This window comes from Streptococcus sp. 4886 (assembly GCF_013276485.1).
GTDB lineage: Bacteria > Bacillota > Bacilli > Lactobacillales > Streptococcaceae > Streptococcus.
The window spans coordinates 124217-150439 of record NZ_VMLD01000008.1 but is presented as its reverse complement, the minus strand read 5'-3'; the positions used below and the strand labels follow the sequence as shown (position 1 = coordinate 150439).

Annotated in this window: 29 protein-coding genes and 1 pseudogene; 24 read left to right on the top strand and 6 right to left on the bottom strand. The window is 42.7% G+C overall.

Annotated elements, in window-relative coordinates:
- The first annotated feature begins 8 nt into the window (after nucleotides 1–8).
- From HT679_RS04220 to yidD, 14 genes are all read left to right on the top strand, one after another.
- Entirely contained in the window at nucleotides 9–935 is a 927-nt protein-coding gene (locus tag HT679_RS04220) for an ATP-binding cassette domain-containing protein (RefSeq protein WP_042900321.1), read from the top strand.
- A gap of 559 nt (nucleotides 936–1494) precedes the next feature.
- Entirely contained in the window at nucleotides 1495–2472 is a 978-nt protein-coding gene (locus tag HT679_RS04215; RefSeq protein WP_173213165.1) for an ABC transporter substrate-binding protein, read from the top strand.
- Nucleotides 2473–2483: 11 nt separating this feature from the next.
- Complete coding sequence (locus HT679_RS04210; RefSeq protein ID WP_173213164.1) at nucleotides 2484–3377, top strand: ABC transporter permease; 894 nt, start codon at nucleotides 2484–2486, stop codon at nucleotides 3375–3377.
- A gap of 12 nt (nucleotides 3378–3389) precedes the next feature.
- Entirely contained in the window at nucleotides 3390–4193 is an 804-nt protein-coding gene (locus HT679_RS04205) for an ATP-binding cassette domain-containing protein (protein WP_000157661.1), read from the top strand.
- A gap of 296 nt (nucleotides 4194–4489) precedes the next feature.
- Nucleotides 4490–4738 carry a YneF family protein gene (locus HT679_RS04200; protein WP_000364990.1) on the top strand — a complete coding sequence of 83 codons (249 nt, stop codon included), beginning with the start codon at nucleotides 4490–4492 and terminating at the stop codon, nucleotides 4736–4738.
- A gap of 198 nt (nucleotides 4739–4936) precedes the next feature.
- Nucleotides 4937–5731, top strand: coding sequence for a glutamate racemase (gene racE / locus HT679_RS04195; protein WP_173213163.1), 795 nt, complete (start codon nucleotides 4937–4939; stop codon nucleotides 5729–5731).
- Complete coding sequence (locus HT679_RS04190; protein WP_050972308.1) at nucleotides 5728–6699, top strand: nucleoside-triphosphate diphosphatase; 972 nt, start codon at nucleotides 5728–5730, stop codon at nucleotides 6697–6699. Before racE ends, HT679_RS04190 begins: the two co-directional genes overlap by 4 nt.
- Complete coding sequence (locus tag HT679_RS04185) at nucleotides 6675–7196, top strand: metallophosphoesterase (RefSeq protein WP_173213161.1); 522 nt, start codon at nucleotides 6675–6677, stop codon at nucleotides 7194–7196. The genes HT679_RS04190 and HT679_RS04185 overlap by 25 nt, the downstream gene beginning before the upstream one ends.
- On the top strand, nucleotides 7193–7654 hold the full coding sequence (gene cbpB, locus HT679_RS04180; RefSeq protein WP_125451503.1) for a cyclic-di-AMP-binding protein CbpB: 462 nt from the start codon (nucleotides 7193–7195) through the stop codon (nucleotides 7652–7654). Before HT679_RS04185 ends, cbpB begins: the two co-directional genes overlap by 4 nt.
- Complete coding sequence (gene xerD / locus HT679_RS04175) at nucleotides 7651–8385, top strand: site-specific tyrosine recombinase XerD (RefSeq protein ID WP_318968716.1); 735 nt, start codon at nucleotides 7651–7653, stop codon at nucleotides 8383–8385. The genes cbpB and xerD overlap by 4 nt, the downstream gene beginning before the upstream one ends.
- The gene (locus HT679_RS04170) at nucleotides 8385–9113 is read left to right on the top strand and encodes a segregation/condensation protein A (RefSeq protein ID WP_164226035.1); all 729 of its coding nucleotides are present in this window, start codon (nucleotides 8385–8387) and stop codon (nucleotides 9111–9113) included. The genes xerD and HT679_RS04170 overlap by 1 nt, the downstream gene beginning before the upstream one ends.
- A gap of 18 nt (nucleotides 9114–9131) precedes the next feature.
- Nucleotides 9132–9701 (top strand): SMC-Scp complex subunit ScpB, encoded by a 570-nt coding sequence (scpB, locus tag HT679_RS04165; protein ID WP_164226036.1) that lies wholly within the window; start codon nucleotides 9132–9134, stop codon nucleotides 9699–9701.
- Nucleotides 9688–10410: a pseudouridine synthase gene (locus tag HT679_RS04160; RefSeq protein ID WP_001222228.1), complete on the top strand. Its 723-nt coding sequence runs from the start codon at nucleotides 9688–9690 to the stop codon at nucleotides 10408–10410. Before scpB ends, HT679_RS04160 begins: the two co-directional genes overlap by 14 nt.
- Nucleotides 10410–10652, top strand: coding sequence for a membrane protein insertion efficiency factor YidD (gene yidD / locus HT679_RS04155; protein WP_050230852.1), 243 nt, complete (start codon nucleotides 10410–10412; stop codon nucleotides 10650–10652). Before HT679_RS04160 ends, yidD begins: the two co-directional genes overlap by 1 nt.
- A gap of 109 nt (nucleotides 10653–10761) precedes the next feature.
- On the opposite strand, the gene HT679_RS04150 is transcribed toward yidD, so the two are convergent.
- The 4 genes from HT679_RS04150 to HT679_RS04135 all read right to left on the bottom strand — a co-directional run bounded on the left by HT679_RS04150 (nucleotide 10762) and on the right by HT679_RS04135 (nucleotide 14477).
- Nucleotides 10762–11727 (bottom strand): siderophore ABC transporter substrate-binding protein, encoded by a 966-nt coding sequence (locus HT679_RS04150; RefSeq protein WP_112443799.1) that lies wholly within the window; start codon nucleotides 11725–11727, stop codon nucleotides 10762–10764.
- Between the two features lie 95 nt (nucleotides 11728–11822).
- On the bottom strand, nucleotides 11823–12575 hold the full coding sequence (locus HT679_RS04145; RefSeq protein WP_173213159.1) for an ATP-binding cassette domain-containing protein: 753 nt from the start codon (nucleotides 12573–12575) through the stop codon (nucleotides 11823–11825).
- Nucleotides 12572–13528: an iron chelate uptake ABC transporter family permease subunit gene (locus tag HT679_RS04140; RefSeq protein ID WP_173213157.1), complete on the bottom strand. Its 957-nt coding sequence runs from the start codon at nucleotides 13526–13528 to the stop codon at nucleotides 12572–12574. Before HT679_RS04140 ends, HT679_RS04145 begins: the two co-directional genes overlap by 4 nt.
- Complete coding sequence (locus HT679_RS04135; RefSeq protein WP_173213155.1) at nucleotides 13518–14477, bottom strand: ABC transporter permease; 960 nt, start codon at nucleotides 14475–14477, stop codon at nucleotides 13518–13520. The genes HT679_RS04140 and HT679_RS04135 overlap by 11 nt, the downstream gene beginning before the upstream one ends.
- Before the next feature lie 236 nt (nucleotides 14478–14713).
- Between HT679_RS04135 and pepA the strand changes: the two genes are divergently transcribed.
- From pepA to HT679_RS04105, 6 genes and pseudogenes are all read left to right on the top strand, one after another.
- On the top strand, nucleotides 14714–15778 hold the full coding sequence (gene pepA / locus HT679_RS04130) for a glutamyl aminopeptidase (RefSeq protein WP_173213153.1): 1065 nt from the start codon (nucleotides 14714–14716) through the stop codon (nucleotides 15776–15778).
- Nucleotides 15779–15797: 19 nt separating this feature from the next.
- Nucleotides 15798–16094, top strand: coding sequence for a hypothetical protein (locus HT679_RS04125; protein WP_000230160.1), 297 nt, complete (start codon nucleotides 15798–15800; stop codon nucleotides 16092–16094).
- A 577-nt stretch (nucleotides 16095–16671) separates the two neighbouring features.
- Nucleotides 16672–17115 (top strand): MarR family transcriptional regulator, encoded by a 444-nt coding sequence (locus tag HT679_RS04120; RefSeq protein ID WP_173213151.1) that lies wholly within the window; start codon nucleotides 16672–16674, stop codon nucleotides 17113–17115.
- A gap of 3 nt (nucleotides 17116–17118) precedes the next feature.
- Nucleotides 17119–17883: pseudogene (locus tag HT679_RS04115) on the top strand (nuclear transport factor 2 family protein).
- A 13-nt stretch (nucleotides 17884–17896) separates the two neighbouring features.
- Entirely contained in the window at nucleotides 17897–18625 is a 729-nt protein-coding gene (locus tag HT679_RS04110) for an ABC transporter ATP-binding protein (RefSeq protein ID WP_049484633.1), read from the top strand.
- The gene (locus HT679_RS04105; RefSeq protein WP_173213149.1) at nucleotides 18618–20138 is read left to right on the top strand and encodes an ABC transporter permease/substrate-binding protein; all 1521 of its coding nucleotides are present in this window, start codon (nucleotides 18618–18620) and stop codon (nucleotides 20136–20138) included. The genes HT679_RS04110 and HT679_RS04105 overlap by 8 nt, the downstream gene beginning before the upstream one ends.
- A 149-nt stretch (nucleotides 20139–20287) precedes the next feature.
- On the opposite strand, the gene HT679_RS04100 is transcribed toward HT679_RS04105, so the two are convergent.
- Complete coding sequence (locus tag HT679_RS04100; protein ID WP_173213147.1) at nucleotides 20288–20824, bottom strand: TetR/AcrR family transcriptional regulator; 537 nt, start codon at nucleotides 20822–20824, stop codon at nucleotides 20288–20290.
- A gap of 132 nt (nucleotides 20825–20956) precedes the next feature.
- Here HT679_RS04100 and HT679_RS04095 point away from each other — a divergent pair, with 132 nt between their 5' ends.
- Nucleotides 20957–21814 (top strand): cation diffusion facilitator family transporter, encoded by an 858-nt coding sequence (locus HT679_RS04095; protein ID WP_173213145.1) that lies wholly within the window; start codon nucleotides 20957–20959, stop codon nucleotides 21812–21814.
- A gap of 61 nt (nucleotides 21815–21875) precedes the next feature.
- Here the strand turns inward: HT679_RS04095 and galR are convergent, their stop codons facing one another.
- Complete coding sequence (gene galR / locus HT679_RS04090; RefSeq protein ID WP_173213143.1) at nucleotides 21876–22880, bottom strand: DNA-binding transcriptional regulator GalR; 1005 nt, start codon at nucleotides 22878–22880, stop codon at nucleotides 21876–21878.
- A gap of 163 nt (nucleotides 22881–23043) precedes the next feature.
- Between galR and HT679_RS04085 the strand changes: the two genes are divergently transcribed.
- From HT679_RS04085 to HT679_RS04075, 3 genes are all read left to right on the top strand, one after another.
- Complete coding sequence (locus HT679_RS04085) at nucleotides 23044–24222, top strand: galactokinase (RefSeq protein WP_173213141.1); 1179 nt, start codon at nucleotides 23044–23046, stop codon at nucleotides 24220–24222.
- 18 nt (nucleotides 24223–24240) lie between these two features.
- Nucleotides 24241–25722 carry a UDP-glucose--hexose-1-phosphate uridylyltransferase gene (locus HT679_RS04080; protein ID WP_173213139.1) on the top strand — a complete coding sequence of 494 codons (1482 nt, stop codon included), beginning with the start codon at nucleotides 24241–24243 and terminating at the stop codon, nucleotides 25720–25722.
- A gap of 69 nt (nucleotides 25723–25791) precedes the next feature.
- Nucleotides 25792–26196 carry a PaaI family thioesterase gene (locus HT679_RS04075; protein WP_173213137.1) on the top strand — a complete coding sequence of 135 codons (405 nt, stop codon included), beginning with the start codon at nucleotides 25792–25794 and terminating at the stop codon, nucleotides 26194–26196.
- Nucleotides 26197–26223 lie beyond the last annotated feature (27 nt).

The following is a 26223-nucleotide window of genomic DNA, read 5'->3' as shown; positions in this document are numbered from 1 at the left end:
GGAAGGAAATGTCTGAAAAATTAGTAGAAATCAAAGATTTAGAAATTTCCTTCGGTGAAGGAAGTAAGAAGTTTGTCGCGGTTAAAAATGCTAACTTCTTTATCAACAAGGGAGAAACGTTCTCGCTTGTTGGTGAGTCAGGTAGTGGGAAAACAACTATTGGTCGTGCGATAATCGGTCTCAATGATACAAGTAATGGTGATATTATTTTTGAGGGTCAAAAGATTAATGGTAAGAAATCGCGTGAACAAGCTGCGGAATTGATTCGTCGTATCCAGATGATTTTCCAAGACCCTGCAGCAAGTTTGAATGAACGTGCGACTGTTGATTATATTATTTCTGAAGGTCTTTACAATCATCATCTGTTTAAGGATGAAGAAGAACGTAAAGAGAAAGTTAAAAATATTATCCGTGAAGTGGGGCTTCTTGCTGAGCATTTGACTCGTTACCCGCATGAATTCTCAGGCGGTCAACGTCAACGTATCGGTATTGCCCGTGCCTTGGTCATGCAACCAGATTTTGTTATTGCGGATGAGCCAATTTCAGCCTTGGACGTTTCTGTACGTGCCCAAGTCTTGAACCTGCTCAAAAAATTCCAAAAAGAACTCGGTTTGACTTATCTCTTCATCGCCCATGATTTGTCGGTCGTTCGCTTTATTTCAGATCGTATCGCAGTTATTTATAAGGGTGTTATTGTAGAGGTTGCAGAAACAGAAGAATTGTTTAACAATCCAATTCACCCATATACTCAAGCCTTGCTTTCAGCGGTACCAATTCCAGATCCAATCTTGGAACGTAAGAAGGTCTTGAAGGTTTACGACCCAAGTCAACACGACTATGAGACTGACAAACCTTCTATGGTTGAAATCCGTCCAGGTCATTATGTTTGGGCGAACCAAGCCGAATTGGCACGTTATCAACAAGGATTAAACTAATAATGGTTTTATAATTTCCATGTCAACTTTTATGGAAATTATAAACCTTTTTTTGTTGGACTGATTTGAAAAAACTTTGAAAGCGGCTTGAAAGAATTTTCGAAAAATTTTAAAAAATTCTGAAATATTCTTGACAGGTGATGAAAAAGGTGGTAAGATAGGAAACATCAAAAAAGAAAGCAGAAAAAGAAATGAATAAAAGACAAGCTGTAACAATGAATCAAAACTTTTACTTTAGCTACTTTAGATAGTGTTTGTAGACATGTCACCATGGATGCAAACAGTTCAAGCAATTTGTTTGTATCTATGTGGCTAAGATTTTTGATTGTGGTCCATATAGATGAATATCTAAATGGACTAGCAAAGTTATAACTTGTTAGATTTTTTCAAGCATCCGTTTAGGTATTATCTAGGCGGTTTTTTGTTTTATACTCTTCGAAAATCAAATTCAAACCACGTCAACGTCGCCTTGCCGTACTCAAGTACAGCCTGCGGCTAGTTTCCTAGTTTGCTCTTTGATTTTCATTGAGTATTATCTTTTCTGAGAAGGAGTTTCATTATGAAAGTTGTTCGAAAATTGCTAGCACCCCTCTTGGTAGTGGGGATCCTCTTAACCTCTCTGATCAGTTTGCATCAGTTGAAGGCAGATAAGAAAAAAGATGTATTTCGTATCGGTATTTCACAATTTATTACCCACCAGTCTCTAGACGCTACTAGAGAAGGTTTTGTGGATGAGCTGGGCAAGCAAGGTTATATTGAAGGGAAAAATATCGAGATTGATTTGCAAAATGCACAGGGAGAACAAAGAAATCTAAAAACGATTTCCCAGCAACTAGCAGAATCTAGTGATGTCGTTCTAGCTATCGCAACGCCTTCTGCTCAGAGCTTGGCTAATACAACACAAACGACACCGGTTATCTTTTCAGCGGTAACAGATCCTGTCAGTGCCAAGTTGGTTGAGTCAAGAGAACATCCTGGGGGCAATGTAACTGGGACAAGCGATCAGTCATCAGATGCCATTTCAACCCAAATCAATTTGATAAAGAAAGTGTTGCCAAAAGCTAAAACAATTGGAATTCTTTATACTCAGAGCGAGCCAAATTCGGTTGTCCAAAAGGATGAAGCTAAGCGCCTTCTGGAAGAAAAAGGCTTTAGCGTTGTTGAAAAAACAATCTTGGACAGTAACAACGTCAAGGCTGCTGCAGAAAGCTTGATGGCAGAGGTGGATATGGTTTTTGTCCCAACGGATAATACCATTTCGTCAACCATGGAAACAGTTAAGCAGGTTTCTATTAAACACAAGGTTCCAGTATTTGGTGGTTCAACAGAAATGATTGCGGTTGGTGGCTTGTATAACTACGGAACCAATTATGAAGAATTGGGACGTCAGACAGCAAGAATGCTGGTTCGTGTCTTAAAAGGTGAGAAGCCAGAAAATATAGCAGTTGAGTTGCCTGAAAAGCTGGAATTGCATACCAACCAAGAAATGGCAGATGCACTAGGAATTGATATTAGTAAGTTAGAAAGCAAGGAATAGGGAGGTTTAAGATGAGTTTTGTATTATCTAGTTTATCAGAAGGTTTGTTGTGGTCGATTATGGCCATTGGGGTTTACTTGACTTTTCGTATTTTGGATATTGCGGATATGACTGCTGAAGGAGCCTTTCCTCTGGGTGCAGCTGTTGTTGTATCGCAGATACAGGCAGGGACAAATCCTTGGATTGCGACTTTACTTGCTTTGTTTGCAGGTATGGTAGCAGGTCTAGTATCAGGAATGCTCCATACCAAGATGAAAATTCCAGCTCTCTTGACAGGGATTGTGACCTTGACAGGGCTTTATTCCATCAATATTAAAATCATGGGAAGTGTGCCCAATCTTTCCTTGGGAGATTCTTCAACTGTCTTTAAACAATTGGCGAGCTTAGGGCTGACAACTGAAGAAGCTGTTTTCTCATTCAGTTTGGCCTGTCTCTTACTTGTTTGTTTGGTCTTGACTCTTTTGATGAAAACAGAGATTGGCTTGGTTTTGCGTTCGACTGGTGACAATATCCCGATGAGTGAGGCAAATGGGGTCAATGTAGACACCATGAAGATTGTTGGTTACATGATTTCAAACGGCTTGATTGCCCTATGTGGTTCCTTGTTTGCCCAAAATGATGGATTTTCAGATGTGACTTCTGGGACAGGAACCATTGTTGTTGGTTTGAGTGCAGTCATTATTGCGGAAGTCTTGATTCACGACTTGACCATTGGAGGTCGCTTGTTATCCATCGGAATCGGTGCTATTGTTTACCGTTTGATTATTTTAAATATCTATGAAATTCCAAATCTAGATCAAAACCTGGTTCGTCTCTTTAATGCAATCTTGCTCGCTTTAGTTTTATTTGCACCAGAATTGCAAAAGAGATTAAAGATTCGTGGTCTGAAATTGAGAAATGAATAGGAGGAGAAAGTTATGGCAAGTTTGTTAACACTTGAAAATATTCACAAAACATTTGAAGCAGGGACGGTCAATGAGAACCATGTCCTCAAAGGATTAGATTTAGAGGTTGAAGAGGGAGATTTTATCTCTGTGATTGGTGGAAATGGAGCAGGTAAATCCACTTTGATGAATATCTTGGCAGGCAATCTATCGGTGGACGAAGGGGACCTTTTATTGGCAGGTAAATCCATTAAAAATCTGAGTGTAAGAAAGAGAGCCAAGGATATTGCCCGTGTTTTTCAAGACCCTAAGATGGGGACAGCTTCTCGTTTGACGATTGAGGAAAATATGGCTATTGCCTTGAGACGCGGGCAGAAGAGAGGGCTTGGTTGGGGCGTGAAGGAGAAGGATAGAATCCAGTTCCAAGAGGCCTTGAAGGAGTTGAATATTGGTCTTGAAAACCGCTTGAAAGTGGATACTCAATATCTCTCAGGAGGACAAAGACAGGCCTTGACTCTAGTCATGGCAGCTCTAGTGAAACCTAAACTCTTGCTTTTGGATGAACATACTGCGGCACTTGACCCGAAAACGAGTCAAATGGTGATGGATTTGACACAAAAAATTGTGGAACATCATCAGTTGACGACTTTGATGATTACCCACGATATGAACCATGCGATTGAGTACGGAAATCGTCTCATTATGCTCTATCAAGGCAAGATAGTGGTGGATGTAAAAGGAGAAGAGAAAAAGCATCTGACAGTTGAAGACCTCATGCATCTCTTCCAGAAAAATAGTGGCCAAAGTTTGGTCAGTGATGAATTGGTTTTGGGATAAAGAAAAAGGCTGAGATCTAGTGTCTCAGTCTTTTATTTCTTGCGTTTTGCAAAATCTCTTCAAACCGTGTCAGCTCTATCTGCAACCTCAAAACAGTGTTTTGAGCAGCCTGTGGCTAGCTTCCTAGTTTGCTCTTTGATTTTCATTGAGTATAAACTCAGTAAGGAACCCTCTTTCGCAGAAAAGCAGGGTTCTTTTTGCCGTCTATTCCCTCCCTGAAAGCGTAAAACAAACTAGTCAGGGTGGCTAGTTTGTGGTATAATGAAAGAGACTCAAAAAGAAACAGGAGAAATATAATGGATTTACTATTAGCAATTGTATTGATTGTGCTAGCTTTTCTAGGAGGAGCTCTTGGAGGAATGTACTTGGTTCGTAAGCAAATTGAAAAAGAATTCGCTGACAACCCACGTTTGAATGCTGAAGCAGTTCGTACTCTTTTGAGTGCAAATGGTCAAAAACCAAGCGAAGCCAAGGTGCAACAAGTTTACCACCAAATCATTCGCCAACAAAAAGCAGCCCTTGCCAACAATAAAAAGAAAAAATAAATAAGGAAAAGTCTGGGATGAAAGTTCCAGACTTCTCACTATGTTGGTTATGTTTAGGGATGAGACTTTTTCCTTGCATTCTATTGATATTTGATTATGATTAAGAGAGATAGTTATTGATTAGACTGTCATTCAGTTCATAAGGATAAATAATCATAATGAACTATCAATCAGAAAAAAGACTAGAAAGAAGACTGTATGGATAATCGACCAATTGGTTTTTTGGATTCGGGTGTCGGGGGCTTGACCGTTGTGCGCGAGCTCATGCGCCAGCTTCCCCATGAAGAAATCGTCTATATTGGAGATTCGGCACGGGCGCCCTATGGTCCCCGTCCTGCTGAGCAAATTCGTGAATATACTTGGCAGTTGGTCAACTTTCTTTTGACCAAGGATGTCAAGATGATTGTCATTGCTTGTAACACTGCGACTGCGGTCGTCTGGGAAGAAATCAAGGCTCAACTAGATATTCCTGTCTTGGGTGTGATTTTGCCAGGAGCTTCAGCAGCCATCAAGTCCAGCCAAGGTGGGAAAATCGGAGTGATTGGAACACCCATGACGGTCCAATCTGACATTTATCGCCAGAAAATCCATGATCTGGATCCGGACTTACAGGTGGAGAGCTTGGCCTGTCCCAAGTTTGCTCCCTTGGTGGAGTCTGGTGCCCTGTCAACCAGTGTCACCAAGAAAGTGGTCTATGAAACCCTGCGTCCCTTGGTTGGCAAGGTGGATAGCCTGATTTTGGGTTGTACCCATTATCCACTGCTCAGACCTATTATTCAAAATGTCATGGGGCCCAAGGTTCAGCTCATCGATAGTGGGGCAGAGTGTGTACGGGACATCTCAGTCCTACTCAATTATTTTGAAATCAATCGTGGTCGTGATGCCGGATCACTCCATCACCGTTTTTACACAACAGCTAGCAGCCAAAGTTTTGCACAAATTGGTGAAGAATGGCTGGAAAAAGAGATTCATGTGGAGCATGTAGAATTATGACAAATAAAATTTATGAATATAAGGATGAACAGGACTGGTATGTCGGGTCCTATGGTATTTTTGGTGGCGTCCGGACGTTGACGGATGATGACTTGGATTTTCCTCTATTGGAGTTTGCCCAAAGATTTCGAGATGAGGATCGAGGTTTTCCTGTTTCTGTTACTGTTTTACGCTATGGTTCTCTCTACCGTTTATTGTCTTTTGTGGTAGATATCCTCAACCAAGAAATGGGACGAAATGTGGAAGTCATCCAACGTCAGGGGGCTTTTCTCTTAGTTGAAAATGGGCAACTCCTGCATGTAGAATTGCCTAAAGAAGGTGTTGATGTAGAAGCTTTCTTTGAGACAAACAAGGTCAGAGAAACCTTATTGATTGCGACTCGAAACGAGGGCAAGACCAAGGAATTCCGAGCTATCTTTGACAAGCTAGGCTACGATGTGGAAAATCTTAATGACTATCCTGACTTACCTGAAGTAGCTGAAACAGGCATGACCTTTGAAGAAAATGCCCGTCTCAAGGCAGAAACTATTTCTCAATTAACGGGCAAGATGGTTTTGGCAGATGACTCAGGTCTCAAAGTCGATGTCCTTGGTGGCTTGCCAGGTGTCTGGTCAGCTCGTTTCGCAGGAGTGGGAGCTACTGACCGTGAAAACAATGCCAAACTCTTGCACGAATTGGCCATGGTCTTTGAACTCAAGGACCGCTCGGCTCAATTCCATACAACCCTAGTCGTAGCCAGTCCAAACAAGGAAAGTTTGGTTGTTGAAGCAGACTGGCCTGGCTACATTAACTTTGAACCTAAGGGTGAAAATGGCTTCGGCTATGATCCTCTCTTCCTTGTAGGAGAGACAGGCAAGTCATCAGCTGAATTAACCCTCGAAGAAAAAAATAGTCAATCTCACCGTGCCTTAGCCGTTAAGAAACTTTTGGAGGTATTTCCATCATGGCAAAGCAAACCATCATTGTAATGAGCGATTCTCATGGCGATAGCTTGATTGTGGAAGAAATCCGTGATCGCTATGTGGGCAAAGTCGATGCCGTTTTTCATAATGGCGATTCTGAACTGCGTCCTGATTCTCCACTTTGGGAGGGCATCCGTGTTGTTAAAGGGAACATGGACTTCTACGCCGGCTACCCAGAACGTTTGGTGACTGAGCTTGGTTCGATCAAGATTATCCAAACCCATGGTCACTTGTTTGACATCAATTTCAACTTTCAAAAGCTGGACTACTGGGCTCAGGAAGAAGAGGCCGATATCTGCCTTTATGGTCACTTGCATGTGCCAAGCGCTTGGATGGAAGGCAAGACCCTCTTTCTAAATCCAGGTTCCATCAGTCAACCACGTGGGACCATCAGAGAATGTCTTTATGCTCGTGTGGAGATTGATGATAGTTATTTCAAAGTGGACTTTTTGACACGAGACCATGAGGTGTATCCGGGCTTGTCCAAGGAGTTTAGCCGATGATTGCCAAGGAGTTTGAGACTTTCTTGTTGGGGCAGGAGGAAACTTTTTTAACTCCTGCTGAAAATCTAGCTGTGTTGATTGATACTCACAATGCAGATCACGCGACACTCTTGCTCAGTCAGATGACCTATACCCGTGTTCCTGTTGTGACAGATGAAAAACAGTTTGTTGGGACGATTGGGCTCAGAGATATTATGGCTTATCAGATGGAGCATGACTTGAGTCAAGAAATCATGGCAGATACGGATATTGTTCATATGACTAAAACGGACGTAGCGGTTGTTTCGCCTGATTTTACCATTACGGAGGTCTTGCACAAGCTGGTAGATGAGTCCTTCTTGCCGGTTGTGGACGCAGAAGGTATTTTCCAAGGGATTATTACGCGCAAGTCTATCCTCAAGGCAGTCAATGCTCTCTTGCATGACTTTAGTAAGGAATACGAGATTCGATGCAAATGAGAGATAGGATTTCAGCCTTTTTAGAGGAAAAGCAGGGCTTGTCTGCCAATTCCAAGCAGTCCTATAAGTATGATTTGGAGCAATTTTTAGACATTGTGGGTGAGCGGATTTCGGAGACCAGTCTCAAGATTTACCAAGTCCAGCTAGCCAGTCTGAAAATCAGCGCCCAGAAGCGGAAAATTTCGGCTTGTAATCAATTTCTCTACTTTCTCTATCAAAAAGGAGAAGTGGATAGCTTTTACCGCTTAGAATTAGCTAAACAAGCTGAAAAGAAGACCGCAAAGCCAGAACTGTTAGACCTAGACTCTTTTTGGCAAGAAAGCGACTATCCAGAGGGTCGCTTGCTAGCACTCTTAATCCTAGAAATGGGACTCTTGCCGAGTGAGATTTTAGCTCTAAAGGTTGCGGATATCAATCTGGATTTTCAGGTGTTGCGAATCCAGAAGGCTTCCCAACAGAGGATTGTCACCATTCCCACGACCTTGCTTTCAGAGCTAGAACCCTTGATGGGCCAGACCTATCTGTTTGAAAGGGGAGGGAAAGCCTATTCTCGTCAGTGGGCCTTTCGTCAGTTAGAAGCTTTTGTCAAGGAGAGAGGTTTTCCAGCCTTATCAGCCCAAGCCTTGCGAGAACAGTTTATTCTAAGACAAATAGAAAACAAGGTCGATTTGTACGAAATTGCAAAAAAATTAGGATTAAAAACAGTCCTGACCTTAGAAAAATATAGATAATGGATATTAAATTAAAAGATTTTGAAGGGCCCCTGGACTTGCTTTTGCACCTGGTTTCTAAGTACCAGATGGATATCTACGATGTGCCCATCACGGAAGTCATCGAGCAGTATCTAGCCTATGTCTCAACCCTGCAGGCCATGCGTCTGGAAGTGACGGGCGAGTACATGGTCATGGCCAGTCAGCTCATGTTGATCAAGAGCCGCAAGCTTCTTCCAAAGGTAGCGGAAGTGACAGATTTGGAGGATGACCTGGAGCAGGATCTTCTCTCTCAAATCGAAGAATACCGTAAGTTTAAGCTCTTGGGTGAGCACTTGGAAGCCAAGCACCAAGAACGGGCCCAGTACTATTCCAAAGCGCCGACAGAGTTGATTTACGAAGATGCGGAGCTTGTGCATGACAAGACGACCATTGACCTCTTTTTGGCTTTTTCAAATATCCTAGCCAAGAAAAAAGAGGAGTTTGCACAGAATCACACGACTATCTTGCGGGATGAGTATAAGATTGAGGACATGATGGTTATCGTGAAAGAGTCCTTGACTGGACGAGATCAATTGCGCTTGCAGGATTTGTTTAAGGAAGCCCAGAATGTCCAAGAGGTTATTACCCTCTTTTTGGCAACCCTAGAGTTAATCAAAACCCAGGAGCTGATCCTTGTGCAAGAGGAAAGTTTTGGAGATATTTATCTCATGGAAAAGAAGGAAGAAAGTCAAGTGGTCCAAAACTAGACTTGATAGAGAGGAAAGATGAGTACTTTAGCAAAAATAGAAGCGCTCTTGTTTGTAGCGGGTGAAGATGGGATTAGAGTCCGCCAGTTAGCTGAACTCCTCTCTCTGCCACCGACAGGCATCCAACAGAGTTTAGAAAAATTAGTCCAGAAGTATGAAAAGGACCCAGATTCCAGTTTGGCTCTGATTGAGACAGGGGGCGCTTATAGATTGGTGACCAAGCCTCAATTTGCAGCGGTTTTGAAGGAATACTCTAAGGCACCTATCAACCAGAGTTTATCTCGAGCTGCCCTTGAGACCTTGTCCATCATTGCCTACAAGCAACCCATCACACGGATAGAGATTGATGCCATCCGTGGGGTCAACTCGAGTGGGGCCTTGGCAAAGTTGCAGGCCTTTGACTTGATACGAGAAGACGGGAAAAAAGAAGTGTTGGGTCGCCCCAACCTCTATGTGACTACAGATTATTTCCTAGATTACATGGGGATAAATCATTTAGAAGAATTACCAGTGATTGATGAGCTTGAGATTCAAGCCCAAGAAAGCCAATTATTTGGTGAAAGGATAGAAGAAGATGAGAATCAATAAGTATATTGCCCACGCAGGTGTGGCCAGTAGGAGAAAAGCAGAAGAGCTGATCAAGCAAGGCTTGGTGACGGTTAACGGCCAGGTGGTACGTGAACTAGCAACGACCATCAAGTCAGGCGACAAGGTCGAAGTTGAAGGCCAGCCTATCTACAACGAAGAAAAGGTCTATTATCTGCTTAACAAACCACGCGGTGTCATTTCCAGTGTGACAGATGACAAGGGTCGCAAGACGGTTGTCGACCTCTTGCCCAACGTGAAAGAGCGCATCTATCCTGTAGGTCGTTTGGACTGGGATACATCAGGTGTCTTGATTTTGACCAATGATGGGGATTTTACGGATGAGATGATTCACCCTCGTAATGAGATTGACAAGGTTTATGTCGCGCGTGTTAAAGGTGTGGCCAATAAGGATAATCTCCGCCCCTTGACCCGTGGACTGGAGATTGATGGCAAGAAAACCAAGCCAGCTGTTTATGAAATTCTCAAAGTGGACCCAGTTAAAAATCGCTCTGTGGTACAGTTGACCATTCATGAAGGACGTAACCATCAGGTTAAAAAGATGTTTGAAGCTGTTGGTCTTCAAGTGGACAAGTTGTCACGGACTCGTTTTGGACACCTAGACTTGACAGGACTCCGTCCAGGAGAATCTCGTCGTCTTAATAAAAAAGAAATCAGCCAACTACACACCATGGCTGTAACCAAGAAATAATGAAACGAATCTTAATAGCGCCTGTGCGCTTTTACCAACGGTTTATCTCACCAGCCTTTCCACCCTCTTGTCGCTTTGAGCCGACTTGTTCCAACTACATGATTCAGGCTATTGAAAAACATGGCTTCAAGGGTGTTTTGATGGGTTTGGCTCGAATTTTACGTTGCCATCCATGGTCGAAAACAGGTAAGGACCCCGTCCCAGACCATTTTTCCCTTAAACGGAATCAAGAAGGGGAATGAGGTTGGGCAAAAGGTTTTAATAAAATGATAAAAACGCATCCTATCAGGTTTGAGTGAGCTTGATAGGATGCGTTTTATCATGTAAAGATGTGATTGAGTTTAAAGCAGCTTATTTCAAGGCTTTTTGTGCATCTTCAATCATGAGTTTTGTTGATTCAAGTCCGCCTCCGCTTAGATACCAGAGATCTGGTGTTAGTTGGATGATCTTTCCATTTTTAGCGGCAGGTGTTTCAGCGATGAGGGCATTTTCTAGGACGCCATCGTTGCTTGAGTTGTCACCACCGATGGCAAGGGTACGGTTGATGACAAAGAGGATGTCAGGGTTGATTTCTTTGACACTTTCAAAGCTGACTTCTTGTCCGTGGCGTGAGTCTTCGAATTTAGTGTCAGTTGGCTTGAATTTCAAGGTTTGATACAAGAAAGAGAAACGAGATTGGGCACCAAAGGCAGCCATTTTTCCTTCATTGAGGAGGATAGCAAGGGCTTTTTTGTCAGAACTTTCGTTTTTAGTTGCGACTTCTTGGATGCTCTTGTCTAGCTTGTCCAATTCTTCCTTGGCTTTCTGTGTACCAGTTTCACCAAAGGCGCTTGCTAGGGATTCGATATTAGTCTTGGTAGAAGTCCAGTAGTCATCTTTGCCTGCTTGGAAGAGAACAGTCGGAGCGATTTCGTTGAACTTATCTACGAATTTTTGGGTACGTGGTGAAGCGATAATTAGGTCTGGTTCAAGAGCAGCAAGGGCTTCTAGGTCTGGCTCAACCATAGAACCAACATTTTTAACTTTTCCAGCTAGGTCTTTTAGATAAGTCGGAACAGTTTTTGTAGGCATTCCGACGATATTCTTTTCAAAACCTAAAGCGCGAATAGTATCCGCAGCACCGAGGTCAAAGGTCACAATCTTTTCAGGGACTTTTGAAAGTGTGACTATACCTAGTGAACTTTTAATGGTTACCTCTGTTGGAGCAGAGCTACTTGACTCCGTCTTACTAGTGCTTGAGTTTGTACTACATGCACCAAGTAGGAGCAAGAAGCTGGCCGCTAGGGCAGTGAGATAAAGTTTAAGGGATGTTTTCATAATTTCTCCTTTTTAAAATGTGATAACGATTTAGGGAGTCTCTAGGTTTTATTGACTAAGAGACTGAAAGTTCTCTAACTTGAGCTTCTATGTTACTAGCTATAGATACAAATCTTTTTGCCATTGATATCAGCTAGCGTGATAGGAATTTCATATAGTTGACTGAGCAGATCAGCTTGCATGATTTGATCTGTTGTTCCCTTGCGAAAGACTCGGCCGTCCTTGAAGGCGACAATTTCATCCGCATACTGGCTGGCCATGTTAATATCGTGGAGGACGATGATAATGGTCTTTCCGAGTTCTTCCACCAGTCTCCGAAGAATCTGCATCATGCTAACGCTTTGTTTGATGTCGAGATTGTTGAGTGGTTCATCCAGCAAGATAAAGTCTGTATCCTGGGCCAGTACCATAGCGATAAAGACTCGCTGGAGTTGTCCCCCAGACAGGCTGTCGATGTAGCGGTCTTTTAAGTTGGTTAGTTCCAGATAGTCCAGAGTTTCTCGGATTTTTTCCCAATCTTCTGGTCTCAGTCGACCTCGGCTGTAGGGAAAACGTCCAAAACTGACCAGTTCTTCCACCGTCAATTTGGCTTGGTAATTGATTTTCTGCTTTAGGATGGTTAGTTCTTGAGCCAGTTCTTGCGAATTCCAACTCTCGATTTCACGGCCTTTGATACTGAGAATTCCCTGATCTTTCTTGGTCAGTCTGCTCATGATGGAGAGGAGAGTCGATTTTCCAGCACCATTTGGACCAATGAAGGCTGTCAGTTTCTGAGGACTGACTTCAAGCGAAATGCCTTGCAAAATATCCTGTTTTTGAATGGATTTGTCAATGTTTTTCAGTTTCACCGACGCGCCCTCCTATAAAGTAAGATAAAGAATAAGAAGCCACCCACACTCTCGATGATCATACTGATGCGAATTTCCAGAGCAAATACTCGTTCAATCAGGGCCTGCCCCAAGGTCAAACTGATAAATCCGACCAGAATAGCCACGATAAAGAGCAACTTGTGTCGATAGTCTTTGACGATTAGGTAGGTGAGATTGGCTAGCATAAAGCCGAAGAAGGCCATAGGACCTACCAAGGCAGTGGCCGTTGAGGTCAAAAGTACGATGCCCCAGAGGAGTTCTTTCTGTTCTTTTTCAACATCGAGTCCCAATATCTGAGCCGTTTCTCTTTGTAGGTGCAAGACATCCAGAATGACTGCTTTCCGAAAGAAAAAGATTGTCAAAGCAAGGATAATCAGAGAGCCGATGGCTAGGATGGAAGTGTTGAGATGTTGAAAGGAGGCAAAGAGACTGTTTTGCAGTTTATCGTATTCGTTTGGATCCATCAGGACCTGAAGGAAGGTACTGATATTTCGAAAGAGACTTCCGAGGGCTAGACAGATTAGCAGGATGAAGACCAGGTCTTGTTTCATCAGTGTCTTTAAGTAGCCTTGTAAGGCAAGAAAGAAGAGGGATTGAAGTAGAAGCAAAACTAGGAATTCTAAGATAGGAGACTTGCCAAGTTGAAGAAACTTACTTTCAAAAACCAGTAGTAGGGTTTGTAGTAGGACGTAGAAGGATTCGATTCCCAAAATACTTGGCGTCAGGAAGCGATTTTCCGTTAGGGTTTGAAAACTAATGGTCGAAACCCCTGTCGCGATAGCTACCAAGAGATAAACGATGATTTTTTGGGAACGTAGCTTCCAAGCAAAGGCTGACAAGTGAGTGATGGGCCAAAAGTAGAGAAGACAAGCTCCGACGGCAAGAATAATGAGAAGCCAGAAGAGCTTGGTATGTTTGCTTTTAGACTGCATCTTGTCGTCCCCCTCTCCAGAGAAGTAGGATAAAGACGAGGCTACCAATGATTCCTAGTAGAAGACTGACAGACAGCTCATAGGGCCGAATTAGAACTCGGGATAGGATATCGCAGGCCAGAACTAGATTAGCACCGACCAGAGCGACGATGAGTTTGGTCTGGCTTAGATTATCTCCATAGCGCTTGCGAACAAGATTTGGAACAATAACTCCGAGAAATGGTAAGCCCCCCACGGTAATCATGGTGACACTAGTCGTTAATGCCACCAGAAAGAGGGCCAGTTTTTCAAGTAGGGAGTAGGAAATCCCCAAACTTTCGCTAGTTTCTTTTCCTAGATTCATGATGGTGAAGGTTTGGGATAATTTCCAAACGGCTATCAGGATGATGAGGCCTAAGAAGAGCCACTCATACTGATGGGTCTGAATCATAGAGAAGGAGCCCTGGGTCCAGGCAGTCATACTCTGAACTAGATTGAAACGATAGGCGATAACTTCTGTCACAGAACCGATAATCCCACTATAGATGATCCCAATCAGAGGCAACATCCACCTTTCCTTTACGGTGAAAATAGTCATAAAGGCTAGGAAGAAGAGGGTGAATACGATGGATGAAACAAAAGCAAAGAGCATCTTTTGGGTCAGACTAGCCGACGGAAAGACAAAGAGGCTCAATACCATTCCCAGTTTGGCGGCTTCAGTGGTTCCAACTGTACTCGGAGCAGCAAACTGATTTTGAGTGATAGTCTGCATGAGGAGCCCTGCCATACTCATACTAGAGGCAGTCAGGAGAATGCTAATGGTTCTTGGAAGACGGGACTCTTGAAAGAGAAGCCAAGTTTCATGATCCAGTGCAAAGAGTTTTCCCCATGAAAAATCACTGGTCCCAATGCTAATAGAGAGAAAGACTAGGAGTAGAAGTAAGCCAATTAAATAATGAGAAAGTTTCATACCCCGTCCTTTCATGTAGATTTGGTATCGAAAGATACCTGCGGATATAAATGTAACATTATTTTTCTAATCTGTCAATAAAATTTCTGACAATTTAATGTAAAAAGAAAGAAAAATTCCTGAAAGAACATCTGTCTCTCTTTTTTATAGGAAAACTGAGTAAAAAACTATCAACCTTCCTGCTATCCTTCTCCTATAAAAAGTGGTAAAATGGATGAAAGAAAGAAGGAACTGAAATGACAACATTATTTTCAAAAATCAAAGAAGTAACAGAACTTGCTGCGATCTCAGGTCATGAAGCGCCTGTCCGTGCTTATCTTCGTGAAAAGTTGACACCGCACGTGGATGAAGTGGTGACAGATGGCTTGGGTGGTATTTTCGGGATTAAACATTCAGAAGCTGCAGATGCACCGCGCGTCTTGGTCGCTTCTCACATGGATGAAGTTGGTTTTATGGTCAGCGAGATTAAGCCAGATGGTACCTTCCGTGTTGTAGAAATCGGCGGTTGGAATCCTATGGTGGTCAGCAGCCAACGTTTCAAACTTCTGACTCGTGACGGTCGTGAAATTCCTGTGATTTCGGGTTCTGTCCCTCCACATTTGACTCGTGGTAAGGGCGGTCCAACTATGCCAGCTATCGCATATATCGTCTTTGATGGTGGTTTTGCAGACAAGGCTGAGGCAGAAAGCTTTGGCATCCGTCCTGGCGACACCGTCGTACCAGATAGTTCTGCAATCTTGACAGCCAATGAAAAAAATATCATCTCAAAAGCTTGGGACAATCGCTATGGAGTGCTTATGGTTAGTGAGTTGGCAGAAGCTCTTTCAGGTCAAAAACTCGGAAATGAACTCTATCTGGGTTCTAACGTCCAAGAAGAAGTTGGTCTTCGTGGTGCCCATACTTCCACAACCAAGTTTGACCCAGAAGTTTTCCTAGCAGTTGATTGCTCACCAGCAGGTGATGTTTATGGCGGTCAAGGCAAGATTGGAGATGGAACCTTGATTCGTTTCTACGATCCAGGTCACTTGCTTCTCCCAGGTATGAAGGATTTCCTTTTGACAACTGCTGAAGAAGCTGGTATCAAGTACCAATACTACTGTGGTAAAGGCGGAACAGACGCTGGCGCAGCCCATCTGAAAAATGGTGGGGTCCCATCTACAACAATCGGTGTTTGCGCTCGTTATATCCATTCTCACCAAACCCTCTACGCTATGGATGACTTCTTAGAAGCTCAAGCTTTCTTGCAAGCCTTGGTGAAGAAATTGGATCGTTCAACGGTTGATTTGATTAAAAATTATTAAACTTAAGGAGGTGGTAGGGATGGTAGAACCAAACCTAGAAAGCCTTGTAACAGATCTTTACAATCATGCTCGACATGATTTGAGTGAAGATTTAGTTGCTGCTCTCCTAGAGACTGCTAAAAAACTGCCTACTACAAATGAGCAATTGCTGGCAGTTCGTCTCTCAGGACTGGTCAATCGTGAATTGCTCAAGAATCCCAAATATCCGGCACCTGAGTTGCTCAATTTGGCTCGTTTTATCAAGAGAGAAGAAGCCAAGTACAGAGGAACCGCAGCTTCTGCGCTTATGTATGGGGAGATTTTTAAAATGCTTTGATTCCATTGTGGATCAAAGTATTTTTTTGTAAGACCTATCTCGTGAGCGTTCAAATAGTAGTAACAAGGAATCATGAGAAGTTAGCCGAGACCATAGTAGTGAAGAAACTTCTGTAATGGAAGTGGAGAGAAGTGAGGAATCGTCAAACGGTAGGGGATAGGCTGTTTGAAGGGTGCTATGAGAAAGATAGGGTAAGGTAAAATTAAATACGAACAAATTGATTGGGAAATTCAAATCGCTTTCTATCAATGTTTTAGAAGATACAGTGCCCTAGTCCAACTTCAATATACTATAAAAGAACAGATGGAAGCAATTAAGATTGACTTCTATCTTTAAAATAAATGGTCTGATAGGAAAAACGTATCCCCTAATAAAATATAGGACAGTACGGATGGAAGACTTTTGTAGACTGGAGGACGAAGGAGTTTAGAAACTCTCGTTAAAAGTTAGTTGAACTGGAGTATGGTGATGTAAATTATTATCAAAAATTATTTCTAAATCGAAATAGTTGACAGTTGGAAGGACAAGTGTTACAATTATTTTATTCGTTTCGATATCGAAATAAATTGGAGGTGTTATGAAAAATAGTCATTTGCTAGCCCATCATATTCGTTTGTTGAATGGACGGATTTTTCAGAAGTTACTGAGTCAAGATCCTGAGGCTCTTTATAGGGGTGAACAGGGCAAGATTTTAGCGGTTTTATGGAATAGTGAAACTGGCTGCGCAACTGCGACAGATATCGCGCTTGCGACTGGGCTTGCGAATAATACGCTGACGACTATGATAAAAAAGCTAGAGGAACAAAAGCTTGTAATTGTTAGTCCGTGTGGAAAAGACAAGCGTAAGAAGTATTTAGTTTTAACGGAGTTAGGCAAGTCCCAGAAAGAAGTGGGACATCGTGTCAGTCAGAAATTGGATACGATTTTTTACAAAGGATTTTCAGAGGAAGAAATTCGGCAATTTGAAGCCTTTCAAGAAAGAATTTTGGCAAATCTGAAAGTGAAGGCAAAAGAGGATTAAAATATGTCACAACAAGTGAAAAATGCTCACAACCTATACATCCATGCCATTCAAGACGGACGAGTTGCTGAGGCTCAAGCCCAGTCTGTAGGGGATACCTATATCCAACATTCGACAGGTGTTCCTGACGGGAAAGAAGGATTTGCAGCCTTCTTTGCAGATTTCTTTGAGCGTCATCCAGAGCGTCAGATTAAGATTGTCCGCACCATTGAGGATGGCAATCTGGTCTTTGTTCATGTTCATCAATATCTGAATGGTGGAGAAGCTCAATGGGTGACGACGGATACTTTCCGTGCGGATGAGAATGGTCGTATTGTTGAGCATTGGGATGTCATTGACTACTATCGAACACCTGAAAATGACCAACTAGATCAAATTTTTGGAGATTTTGAAATCAAGGATTTGGATAAGAAAGCAGAAAATAAAAAGCTGGTTCGCCGTTTCTTGACAGAAATTTTCCAAAATGGGGAGCTAGAGCAGTGGAGTGATTATGTGGCAGACGATTTGATTCAGCATAATCATGAAATTGGACAAGGAAGTGCTGCGTATAAAAACTATGTGGCTGAACATGGTGTCACTTTCGACTTTGTTTTCCAACTCTTAGGATAAGGAAACTATGTGGCTAGCTATGGTCAGACTCAGATTGATGGCCTTGCTTATGCCCAGTACGATATCTTCCGTTTAGAGAACGGGAAAATTGTGGAGCATTGGGACAATAAGGAAGTCATGCCTAAGGTAGAAGACTTGACCAATCGAGGGAAGTTTTAAATGAGGATACAGAATGATTGAATACAAAAATGTAGCTTTACGTTACACAGAAAAAGATGTCTTGAGAGATGTTAATTTACGGATTGAGAATGGGGAATTTATGGTTTTAGTAGGGCCATCTGGCTCAGGTAAGACGACCATGATTAAGATGATTAACCGTCTCTTGGAACCAACTGATGGAAATATTTACATGGATGGCAAGCGCATCAAAGATTATGATGAGCGTGAACTTCGTCTGTCTACTGGTTATGTTTTACAGGCCATTGCTCTCTTTCCCAATCTAACGGTTGCAGAAAATATTGCCCTGATTCCTGAAATGAAGGGCTGGACTAAGGAAGAAATTGCTCAGAAAACTGAAGAGCTTTTGGCTAAGGTTGGTTTACCAGTAGCCGAGTATGGGCATCGTTTACCTAGTGAATTATCTGGTGGAGAACAGCAACGGGTCGGTATTGTCCGAGCTATGATTGGTCAGCCTAAGATTCTCCTCATGGATGAGCCTTTTTCAGCCTTGGATGCTATTTCGAGAAAACAGTTGCAGGTTCTGACTAAAGAATTGCATAAAGAGTTTGGGATGACAACGATTTTTGTAACCCATGATACGGATGAAGCCTTGAAATTGGCGGACCGTATTGCTGTCTTGCAGGATGGAGAGATTCGTCAGGTGGCGAATCCCGAGACAATTTTAAAAGCGCCTGCAACAGACTTTGTAGCAGACTTGTTTGGAGGTAGTGTTCATGACTAATTTAATTACAACTTTTCAGGATCGTTTTAGTGATTGGTTGACAGCTCTATCTCAACATTTGCAGTTGTCACTTTTGACCCTGTTACTAGCTATTTTTATCGCGATTCCCTTGGCTGTTTCTCTTCGCTATCATGAGAAGTTGGCCGACTGGGTCTTGCAGATTGCAGGGATTTTCCAGACCATCCCGTCTCTGGCCTTGCTGGGGCTCTTTATCCCCTTGATGGGAATTGGAACCTTGCCGGCTTTGACAGCTCTAGTGATTTATGCGATCTTTCCGATTTTGCAAAATACTATCACTGGACTCAAGGGAATTGATCCAAGTCTACAAGAGGCTGGGATTGCCTTTGGGATGACCAGGTGGGAGCGTCTCAAGAAGTTTGAAATTCCACTTGCTATGCCGGTTATCATGTCTGGGATTCGGACGGCAGCTGTTTTGATTATCGGTACGGCAACCTTGGCGGCCTTGATTGGTGCAGGGGGACTGGGTTCCTTTATCCTTTTGGGAATTGACCGTAATAATGCCAGTCTAATTTTGATTGGGGCACTTTCTTCTGCAGTGCTTGCCATTGCCTTTAACTTCCTACTAAAAGTGATGGAAAAAGCAAAATTGCGGACGATTTTTTCTGGTTTTGCCTTGGTGACCTTATTGCTAGGTCTGTCTTATAGTCCAGCTCTTTTGGCTCAAAAAGAGAAAGAAAACTTGGTCATTGCTGGGAAATTGGGTCCAGAACCAGAAATTTTGGCCAATATGTATAAACTCCTCATTGAAGAAAATACCAGCATGACTGCGACTGTTAAACCGAATTTTGGGAAAACAAGTTTCCTCTATGAAGCTTTGAAAAAAGGTGATATTGACATCTATCCTGAATTTACCGGTACGGTGACTGAAAGTTTACTTCAGCCATCACCTAAAGTGAGTCATGAGCCAGAGCAGGTTTATAATGTGGCGCGTGATGGTATTGCCAAACAGGATCATCTAGCCTATCTCAAACCCATGTCTTATCAAAATACCTATGCTGTAGCTGTTCCAAAAAAGATTGCTCAAGAATATGGCTTGAAGACCATTTCGGACTTGAAAAAAGTGGAAGGGCAGTTGAAGGCTGGATTTACCCTTGAGTTTAATGACCGTGAAGATGGAAATAAGGGCTTGCAGTCAATGTATGGTCTCAATCTCAATGTAGCGACCATGGAGCCAGCTCTTCGCTATCAGGCAATTCAGTCAGGCGATATTCAAATTACGGATGCCTATTCGACTGATGCGGAATTGGCGCGTTATGATTTACAGGTCTTGGAAGATGACAAGCAACTCTTCCCACCTTATCAAGGGGCTCCACTCATGAAAGAAGCTCTTCTCAAGAAACATCCTGAGTTGGAAAGAGTTCTCAATAAATTGGCTGGTAAAATTACAGAAAACCAGATGAGCCAGCTCAACTACCAAGTCGGTGTTGAAGGCAAGTCAGCAGAACAAGTAGCCAAGGAATTTCTACAAGAACAAGGTTTGTTGAAGAAATGATGGGGCAGAGACTTTAAACATACTGAACTCAACTTCCTTAAACGACTAGATAAAAGAATGCTCAGACAATTTCGTCTGGGCTTTTTGATTATTGAAAAGATAAGAAACTCAGTAGCCTAGAAATAAGGCAACCGAGCTTTAATCTGTATTCAATTTTTAGGAATGAGAAGGTCTAGATAAAATTGGACAACTTCCTGTTCTGTGAAATCTTGCCCTTTTTTGAGCCACCAGGTCAATGTCTCGATAAAGTTGGATACGATTAAGTGTTGGAGGTAAGAAGTAGGCAGACTCGGGTGAGATTCTTTTAAATCATCAGCCATCACGGAATAGACATGGTGTTCTAGCTCTTTATGGAGTTGACGGAGGAAGTAGTCATTTTTGGAAAATAGCAGACTGGTGATATGGTCTTGGTTTTTCTGAAAATGCAGAAAGAGGTGGGCGAGATAGTCCACGGTAGAAACGGATTGCTTTCTTTCAAAGAGGTGATGGAAGAGGTGGCGGCAAAGCTCGTCCAGAAGTAGTTCCTTACTCTCATAGTGACAGTAAAAGGTGGAACGTCCTACATCTGCGAGATCAATGATATCCTGAACTGTAGTGGCTTCGTACCCCTTATCGTTCAAAAGTTGTAGAAAAGCTTGATAGATGGCTTTTTTGGTTTTGCTGATACGGCGGTCAATGTTAGTCATATGGACACTTGAGGCAAATTGTTCAGAACTGAATAAAGCTGACGTTTTGCTTCTATCCTTTCTTTGAATTTTAGTGGATAATGATAATGAACAAGGTGTTCATAAATTTATTATAACAAAGGAATGAGAAAGATGAAGGCAAAATATACTGTTTGGGTAGCTTTTTTCTTAAATTTAAGCTATGCCATTGTTGAGTTTATCGCAGGAGGAATCTTTGGTTCGAGTGCTGTTCTTGCTGATTCTGTCCATGACTTGGGAGATGCTATAGCCATTGGCATATCGGCCTTTTTAGAAACAATCTCTAATCGTGAAGAAGACAGCCACTATACCTTGGGCTACAAGCGTTTTAGCCTTTTAGGGGCCATGGTAACGGCTGTGATTCTTATGACAGGGTCCGTTTTGGTCATTTTGGAAAATATAGCGAAAATCTTTCATCCACAACCGGTCAATGATGAGGGGATTCTCTGGTTAGGAATTATTGCGATTACTATCAATGTGCTAGCGAGTCTCGTCATTCGCAAAGGACAAACCAAGAACGAATCCATTCTCAGCCTGCACTTTCTGGAAGATACCTTGGGTTGGGTGACTGTCATCCTGATGGGCATTGTTCTTCGATTTACCGATTGGTATATCTTGGATCCGCTCTTGTCTCTTGTTATTTCCTTCTTTATTCTGTCAAAAGCCCTTCCACGTTTTTGGAGAACGCTCAAGATATTCCTCGATGCAGTGCCAGAAGGAGTAGATATCCAGAAGATCAAGACGGATTTAGCAGAATTGGACCATGTCGCTAGTATCAATCAGCTTAATCTCTGGACTATGGATGGTTTGGAAAAAAATGCCATTGTCCATGTTTGTTTAAAAGAGATGGAGCATATGGAAACTTGTAAAGAATCTATTCGAATTTTCCTCAAAGATTGTGGCTTTCAAAATATTACCATTGAAGTTGATGCAGACCTAGAAAGTCACCAAGCACATAAGCGAAAGGTGTGAGTTGGAGCGGAATCATAGAGATTATTAGAGAAACAGCCTTGCTAAAGGTCGTTTTGTAATTCTAATCATTTTTTGTACTCTCTCTTAAAGTCAGTCTGGTTCCCAACATGGTCAGGCTAGGTATTTTGCGACCGTGGAGTACTTCCTTGTTAAGAATATCCATACCTGCTCGGCCCATTTCTTCAGTATAAACCGTGATGCTAGAAAGGGGAGGATAGACCTGCTTGGTTAGACTAGTGTCGTTAAAGGAAATGAGGCTGACGCGGTCTGGCAGGCTGATTCCAGCTTCTTGGAGGGCACGGAGGGCACCGATAGCTAAACTATCGCTAGCTGCAAAAAATGCTGGTGGGAGTTGGTCTCCCAAGTTTTGAATGGCCTCTTTCATTAAGTCATAGCCAGACTGGGCAGTAAAGCTTCCTTGAAAGACCAGTTCATCATGATAGATTCCTTTTGTTTGACTGTAGTTCTTAAAGTTTTCCAGACGCTTGTCCTGAATGATTTCTTCTTGGTCTGTTGTTTCTTCAAGACCTGTTAGAATCCCAATGCGATTCAACCCTTGGCTGAGAAAATAATCGACAACCTGTTTCATGGCAGTGTAAAAATCCGTGATAATACAGGTATGCCCCAAGGAAAGTGTATCACTGTCTAAAAATACAAGAGTTTTTTGGTATTCTTCAAAGGCAGAAATCTGAGCTCGGCTAAATTTTCCGATGCAAAGAATCCCAATCACTTCTTCGCTCAGGGTAAAAGGATGGTCATTAAAATAGCGTAAGATATCATAGTCCAACTCTTGGGCTCTTTTTTCAATACCCAGGCGAATCTGGTAGTAGTAGAGGTCGTCCAGTTCCCCTTGTTCGCTGACCCATTGGATAATGGCAATCTTTTGCTTGGGCTTGTGGGACTCGCCTGTCTTGAGGTGCTTGGTGTAGCCCAACTCTTCAGCAACAGTTAAAATACGGTGTCTGGTTTCTTCTGTAACAGATAGGCTCTGGTCGCGGTTTAGGACACGGGATACGGTCGCGATAGAGACAGAAGCTAGTTGTGCAATATCTTTTAAGGTAGCCATAAATCCTCCTTGATTAGATTAGTATATCATATTTTTCTGTATTTTACTGATAGTTTAGTAAAAGTTTAGTAAAAAGGATTGACCTTGGGAAATCCCTTGGATACAATAGAAGAAAACGATTACACGTTAAGGTAACTTAACGGACAGTAAAAGGAGAAATCATATGACACAAGATCTTACTGCAGAAGCACTTCGTAAAGATTTTCTTGCTGTTTTTGGTCAAGAAGCAGACCAAACATTCTTTTCACCAGGCCGTATCAATTTGATTGGTGAGCACACAGACTACAACGGTGGGCACGTTTTTCCTGCTGCCATTTCCTTAGGAACTTATGGGGCTGCTCGCAAACGTGATGACCAAGTCTTGCGTTTCTACTCAGCTAACTTTGAGGACAAGGGCATTATCGAAGTGCCTCTCGCTGACCTCAAGTTTGAAAAAGAGCATAATTGGACCAATTATCCAAAAGGAGTTCTTCATTTCTTGCAAGAAGCTGGGCACGTGATTGACAAAGGTTTTGATTTTTATGTTTATGGGAATATCCCAAATGGTGCTAGTTTGTCTTCTTCAGCATCCTTGGAACTTTTGACAGGGGTAGTGGCAGAGCATCTCTTTGATTTAAAATTAGAGCGTCTCGATTTGGTTAAAATCGGAAAACAAACAGAAAACAACTTTATCGGAGTCAACTCTGGCATTATGGACCAATTTGCTATCGGTATGGGGGCTGATCAACGTGCTATTTACTTAGATACTAACACTTTAGAGTATGACTTGGTGCCACTTGATTTGAAGGACAATGTTGTTGTTATTATGAACACCAATAAACGCCGTGAATTGGCGGACTCTAAATACAATGAACGTCGTGCTGAGTGTGAAAAAGCAGTGGAAGAATTGCAAGTTGCCTTAGATATTCAGACCTTGGGTGAATTGGACGAGTGGGCCTTTGACCAGTATAGCTATCTGATTAAAGATGAAAATCGTTTGAAACGTGCTCGTCATGCTGTGCTTGAAAACCAACGTACTCTTAAAGCTCAATCAGCCCTTCAAGCAGGTGATTTGGAAAGATTTGGTCGCTTGATGAATGCGTCACACGTTTCCCTAGAGCATGACTATGAAGTAACTGGTTTGGAATTGGATACTCTTGTTCACACAGCTTGGACACAAGAAGGTGTTCTCGGTGCTCGTATGACAGGAGCAGGTTTTGGCGGATGTGCCATTGCCTTGGTGCAAAAAGATGCTGTTGAGGCCTTTAAGGAAACTGTAGGCAAACACTACGAGGAAGTAGTTGGCTACGCTCCAAGCTTCTATATCGCTGAAGTTGCAGGTGGCACTCGCGTCCTTGACTAGTCAAAAGGAGGCTCTATAGTGACCTTAGTAGATAAATTTGTAACACATGTCATTTCTGAAAGTTCATTTGAGGAAATGGATCGAATCTACCTGACCAATCGTGTCTTGGCACGAGTGGGAGACGGTGTTTTGGAAGTTGAGACCAATCTGGATAAATTGATTGACCTCAAGGACCAGCTGGTTGAGGAAGCCGTTCGATTAGAGACGATTGAAGATAGTCAGACTGCGCGTGAAATCCTTGGTGCTGAACTGATGGATTTGGTGACCCCTTGTCCAAGTCAGGTCAATAGTGACTTCTGGGAAACCTATGCCCACTCTCCTGAGCAAGCGATAGAGGATTTTTACCAACTTAGCCAGAAAAATGACTACATCAAACTCAAGGCCATTGCTAAAAATATTGCTTATCGTGTTCCATCTGATTACGGTGAACTTGAAATTACCATCAACCTCTCTAAGCCTGAAAAGGATCCGAAAGAGATTGCGGCAGCCAAGTTGGTGCGAGCTAGTAATTATCCTCAGTGTCAGCTTTGTCTAGAGAATGAGGGATACCATGGTCGGGTCAACCACCCAGCCCGTAGCAACCACCGTATTATCCGCTTTGAAATTGCGGATCAGGAGTGGGGTTTCCAGTATTCGCCCTATGCTTATTTTAATGAGCACTGTATCTTTTTAGATAGCCAGCATCGTCCCATGGTCATTAGTCGTCAGAGTTTTGAGCGTTTGTTGGCTATCGTAGAGCAGTTTCCAGGATATTTTGCTGGCTCTAATGCCGACCTGCCGATTGTGGGTGGCTCTATTCTGACTCATGACCACTATCAGGGGGGGAGACATGTTTTTCCTATGGAATTGGCTCCCTTGCACAAGACTTTCTCTTTTACTGGTTTTGAACAGGTCAAGGCTGGGATTGTCAAGTGGCCCATGTCAGTGTTGCGTTTGACTTCGGCTTCCAAAGAGGAATTGATCAACTTGGCTGATAAGATTTTGCGAGAATGGCGTCAGTATTCAGATTCTGCAGTGCAGATTTTGGCAGAGACAGACGGGATACCGCATCATACCATTACACCCATTGCCCGCAAACGCGATGGACAGTTTGAGTTGGACTTGGTCTTGCGGGACAATCAGACTTCTGCAGAACATCCTGATGGTATTTATCATCCCCACAAGGATGTCCAACATATCAAGAAGGAAAATATCGGCTTGATTGAGGTCATGGGCTTGGCAATCTTGCCACCACGTCTGAAAGAAGAAGTGGAGCAAGTCGCTAGCTATCTTGTAGGAGAAGCTGTTACAGTTGCTGATTATCATCAGGAATGGGCAGACCAACTTAGAGCTCAATATCCAGACCTAACAGATAAAGAAAAAACCCTTAAAATCGTCAAGGACTCTGTTGGTGCTATCTTTGCGCGTGTTCTGGAGGACGCTGGAGTTTACAAGCAGACGGAGCAGGGACAGGCAGCCTTTATGTGCTTTGTAGAACAGGTCGGAATTTTGCCAGACTAGGAGTTTTCTCCTTGCACAGTCCTATAAAAAGTAGTATCATAGTGTCGTTTGAAATATCAGGAGGAAACGATGAAAGATTTTCATTTTGACGCTATATCTGCCTTTGAAAATTACGAAATTGAACAAATGAGAGATGGTCACGTTGTGGTGACGACCAAAGTAGTGGACTCGTCGCTCAACTACTATGGCAATGCCCATGGTGGCTATCTCTTTACCCTTTGTGACCAGATCAGCGGTTTGGTGGTCATATCTCTGGGGATTGATGGGGTGACACTCCAATCCTCTATCAACTACCTTAAGGCAGGAAAACTTGACGATGTATTGACCATTAAAGGAGAATGTGTCCATCAAGGTCGCACAACCTGTGTCGTGGATGTCGATATCACCAATCAAGAGGGCAGAAATGTCTGCAAAGCAACCTTTACCATGTTTGTCACAGGCCAGCGGTCAGAAGACAGACAGGTACGAATATAGATAACTAAAAAAGAGGCTCGCACCTCT

Bases quoted from the DNA above. Each gene is read 5' to 3' on its own strand.
- HT679_RS04220 (WP_042900321.1), top strand. From the start codon at position 9: ATGTCTGAAAAATTAGTAGAAATCAAAGATTTAGAAATTTCCTTCGGT.
- HT679_RS04215 (WP_173213165.1), top strand. From the start codon at position 1,495: ATGAAAGTTGTTCGAAAATTGCTAGCACCCCTCTTGGTAGTGGGGATC.
- HT679_RS04210 (WP_173213164.1), top strand. From the start codon at position 2,484: ATGAGTTTTGTATTATCTAGTTTATCAGAAGGTTTGTTGTGGTCGATT.
- HT679_RS04205 (WP_000157661.1), top strand. From the start codon at position 3,390: ATGGCAAGTTTGTTAACACTTGAAAATATTCACAAAACATTTGAAGCA.
- HT679_RS04200 (WP_000364990.1), top strand. From the start codon at position 4,490: ATGGATTTACTATTAGCAATTGTATTGATTGTGCTAGCTTTTCTAGGA.
- racE (WP_173213163.1), top strand. From the start codon at position 4,937: ATGGATAATCGACCAATTGGTTTTTTGGATTCGGGTGTCGGGGGCTTG.
- HT679_RS04190 (WP_050972308.1), top strand. From the start codon at position 5,728: ATGACAAATAAAATTTATGAATATAAGGATGAACAGGACTGGTATGTC.
- HT679_RS04185 (WP_173213161.1), top strand. From the start codon at position 6,675: ATGGCAAAGCAAACCATCATTGTAATGAGCGATTCTCATGGCGATAGC.
- cbpB (WP_125451503.1), top strand. From the start codon at position 7,193: ATGATTGCCAAGGAGTTTGAGACTTTCTTGTTGGGGCAGGAGGAAACT.
- xerD (WP_318968716.1), top strand. From the start codon at position 7,651: ATGAGAGATAGGATTTCAGCCTTTTTAGAGGAAAAGCAGGGCTTGTCT.
- HT679_RS04170 (WP_164226035.1), top strand. From the start codon at position 8,385: ATGGATATTAAATTAAAAGATTTTGAAGGGCCCCTGGACTTGCTTTTG.
- scpB (WP_164226036.1), top strand. From the start codon at position 9,132: ATGAGTACTTTAGCAAAAATAGAAGCGCTCTTGTTTGTAGCGGGTGAA.
- HT679_RS04160 (WP_001222228.1), top strand. From the start codon at position 9,688: ATGAGAATCAATAAGTATATTGCCCACGCAGGTGTGGCCAGTAGGAGA.
- yidD (WP_050230852.1), top strand. From the start codon at position 10,410: ATGAAACGAATCTTAATAGCGCCTGTGCGCTTTTACCAACGGTTTATC.
- HT679_RS04150 (WP_112443799.1), bottom strand. From the start codon at position 11,727: ATGAAAACATCCCTTAAACTTTATCTCACTGCCCTAGCGGCCAGCTTC.
- HT679_RS04140 (WP_173213157.1), bottom strand. From the start codon at position 13,528: ATGCAGTCTAAAAGCAAACATACCAAGCTCTTCTGGCTTCTCATTATT.
- HT679_RS04135 (WP_173213155.1), bottom strand. From the start codon at position 14,477: ATGAAACTTTCTCATTATTTAATTGGCTTACTTCTACTCCTAGTCTTT.
- pepA (WP_173213153.1), top strand. From the start codon at position 14,714: ATGACAACATTATTTTCAAAAATCAAAGAAGTAACAGAACTTGCTGCG.
- HT679_RS04125 (WP_000230160.1), top strand. From the start codon at position 15,798: ATGGTAGAACCAAACCTAGAAAGCCTTGTAACAGATCTTTACAATCAT.
- HT679_RS04120 (WP_173213151.1), top strand. From the start codon at position 16,672: ATGAAAAATAGTCATTTGCTAGCCCATCATATTCGTTTGTTGAATGGA.
- HT679_RS04110 (WP_049484633.1), top strand. From the start codon at position 17,897: ATGATTGAATACAAAAATGTAGCTTTACGTTACACAGAAAAAGATGTC.
- HT679_RS04105 (WP_173213149.1), top strand. From the start codon at position 18,618: ATGACTAATTTAATTACAACTTTTCAGGATCGTTTTAGTGATTGGTTG.
- HT679_RS04100 (WP_173213147.1), bottom strand. From the start codon at position 20,824: ATGACTAACATTGACCGCCGTATCAGCAAAACCAAAAAAGCCATCTAT.
- HT679_RS04095 (WP_173213145.1), top strand. From the start codon at position 20,957: ATGAAGGCAAAATATACTGTTTGGGTAGCTTTTTTCTTAAATTTAAGC.
- galR (WP_173213143.1), bottom strand. From the start codon at position 22,880: ATGGCTACCTTAAAAGATATTGCACAACTAGCTTCTGTCTCTATCGCG.
- HT679_RS04085 (WP_173213141.1), top strand. From the start codon at position 23,044: ATGACACAAGATCTTACTGCAGAAGCACTTCGTAAAGATTTTCTTGCT.
- HT679_RS04075 (WP_173213137.1), top strand. From the start codon at position 25,792: ATGAAAGATTTTCATTTTGACGCTATATCTGCCTTTGAAAATTACGAA.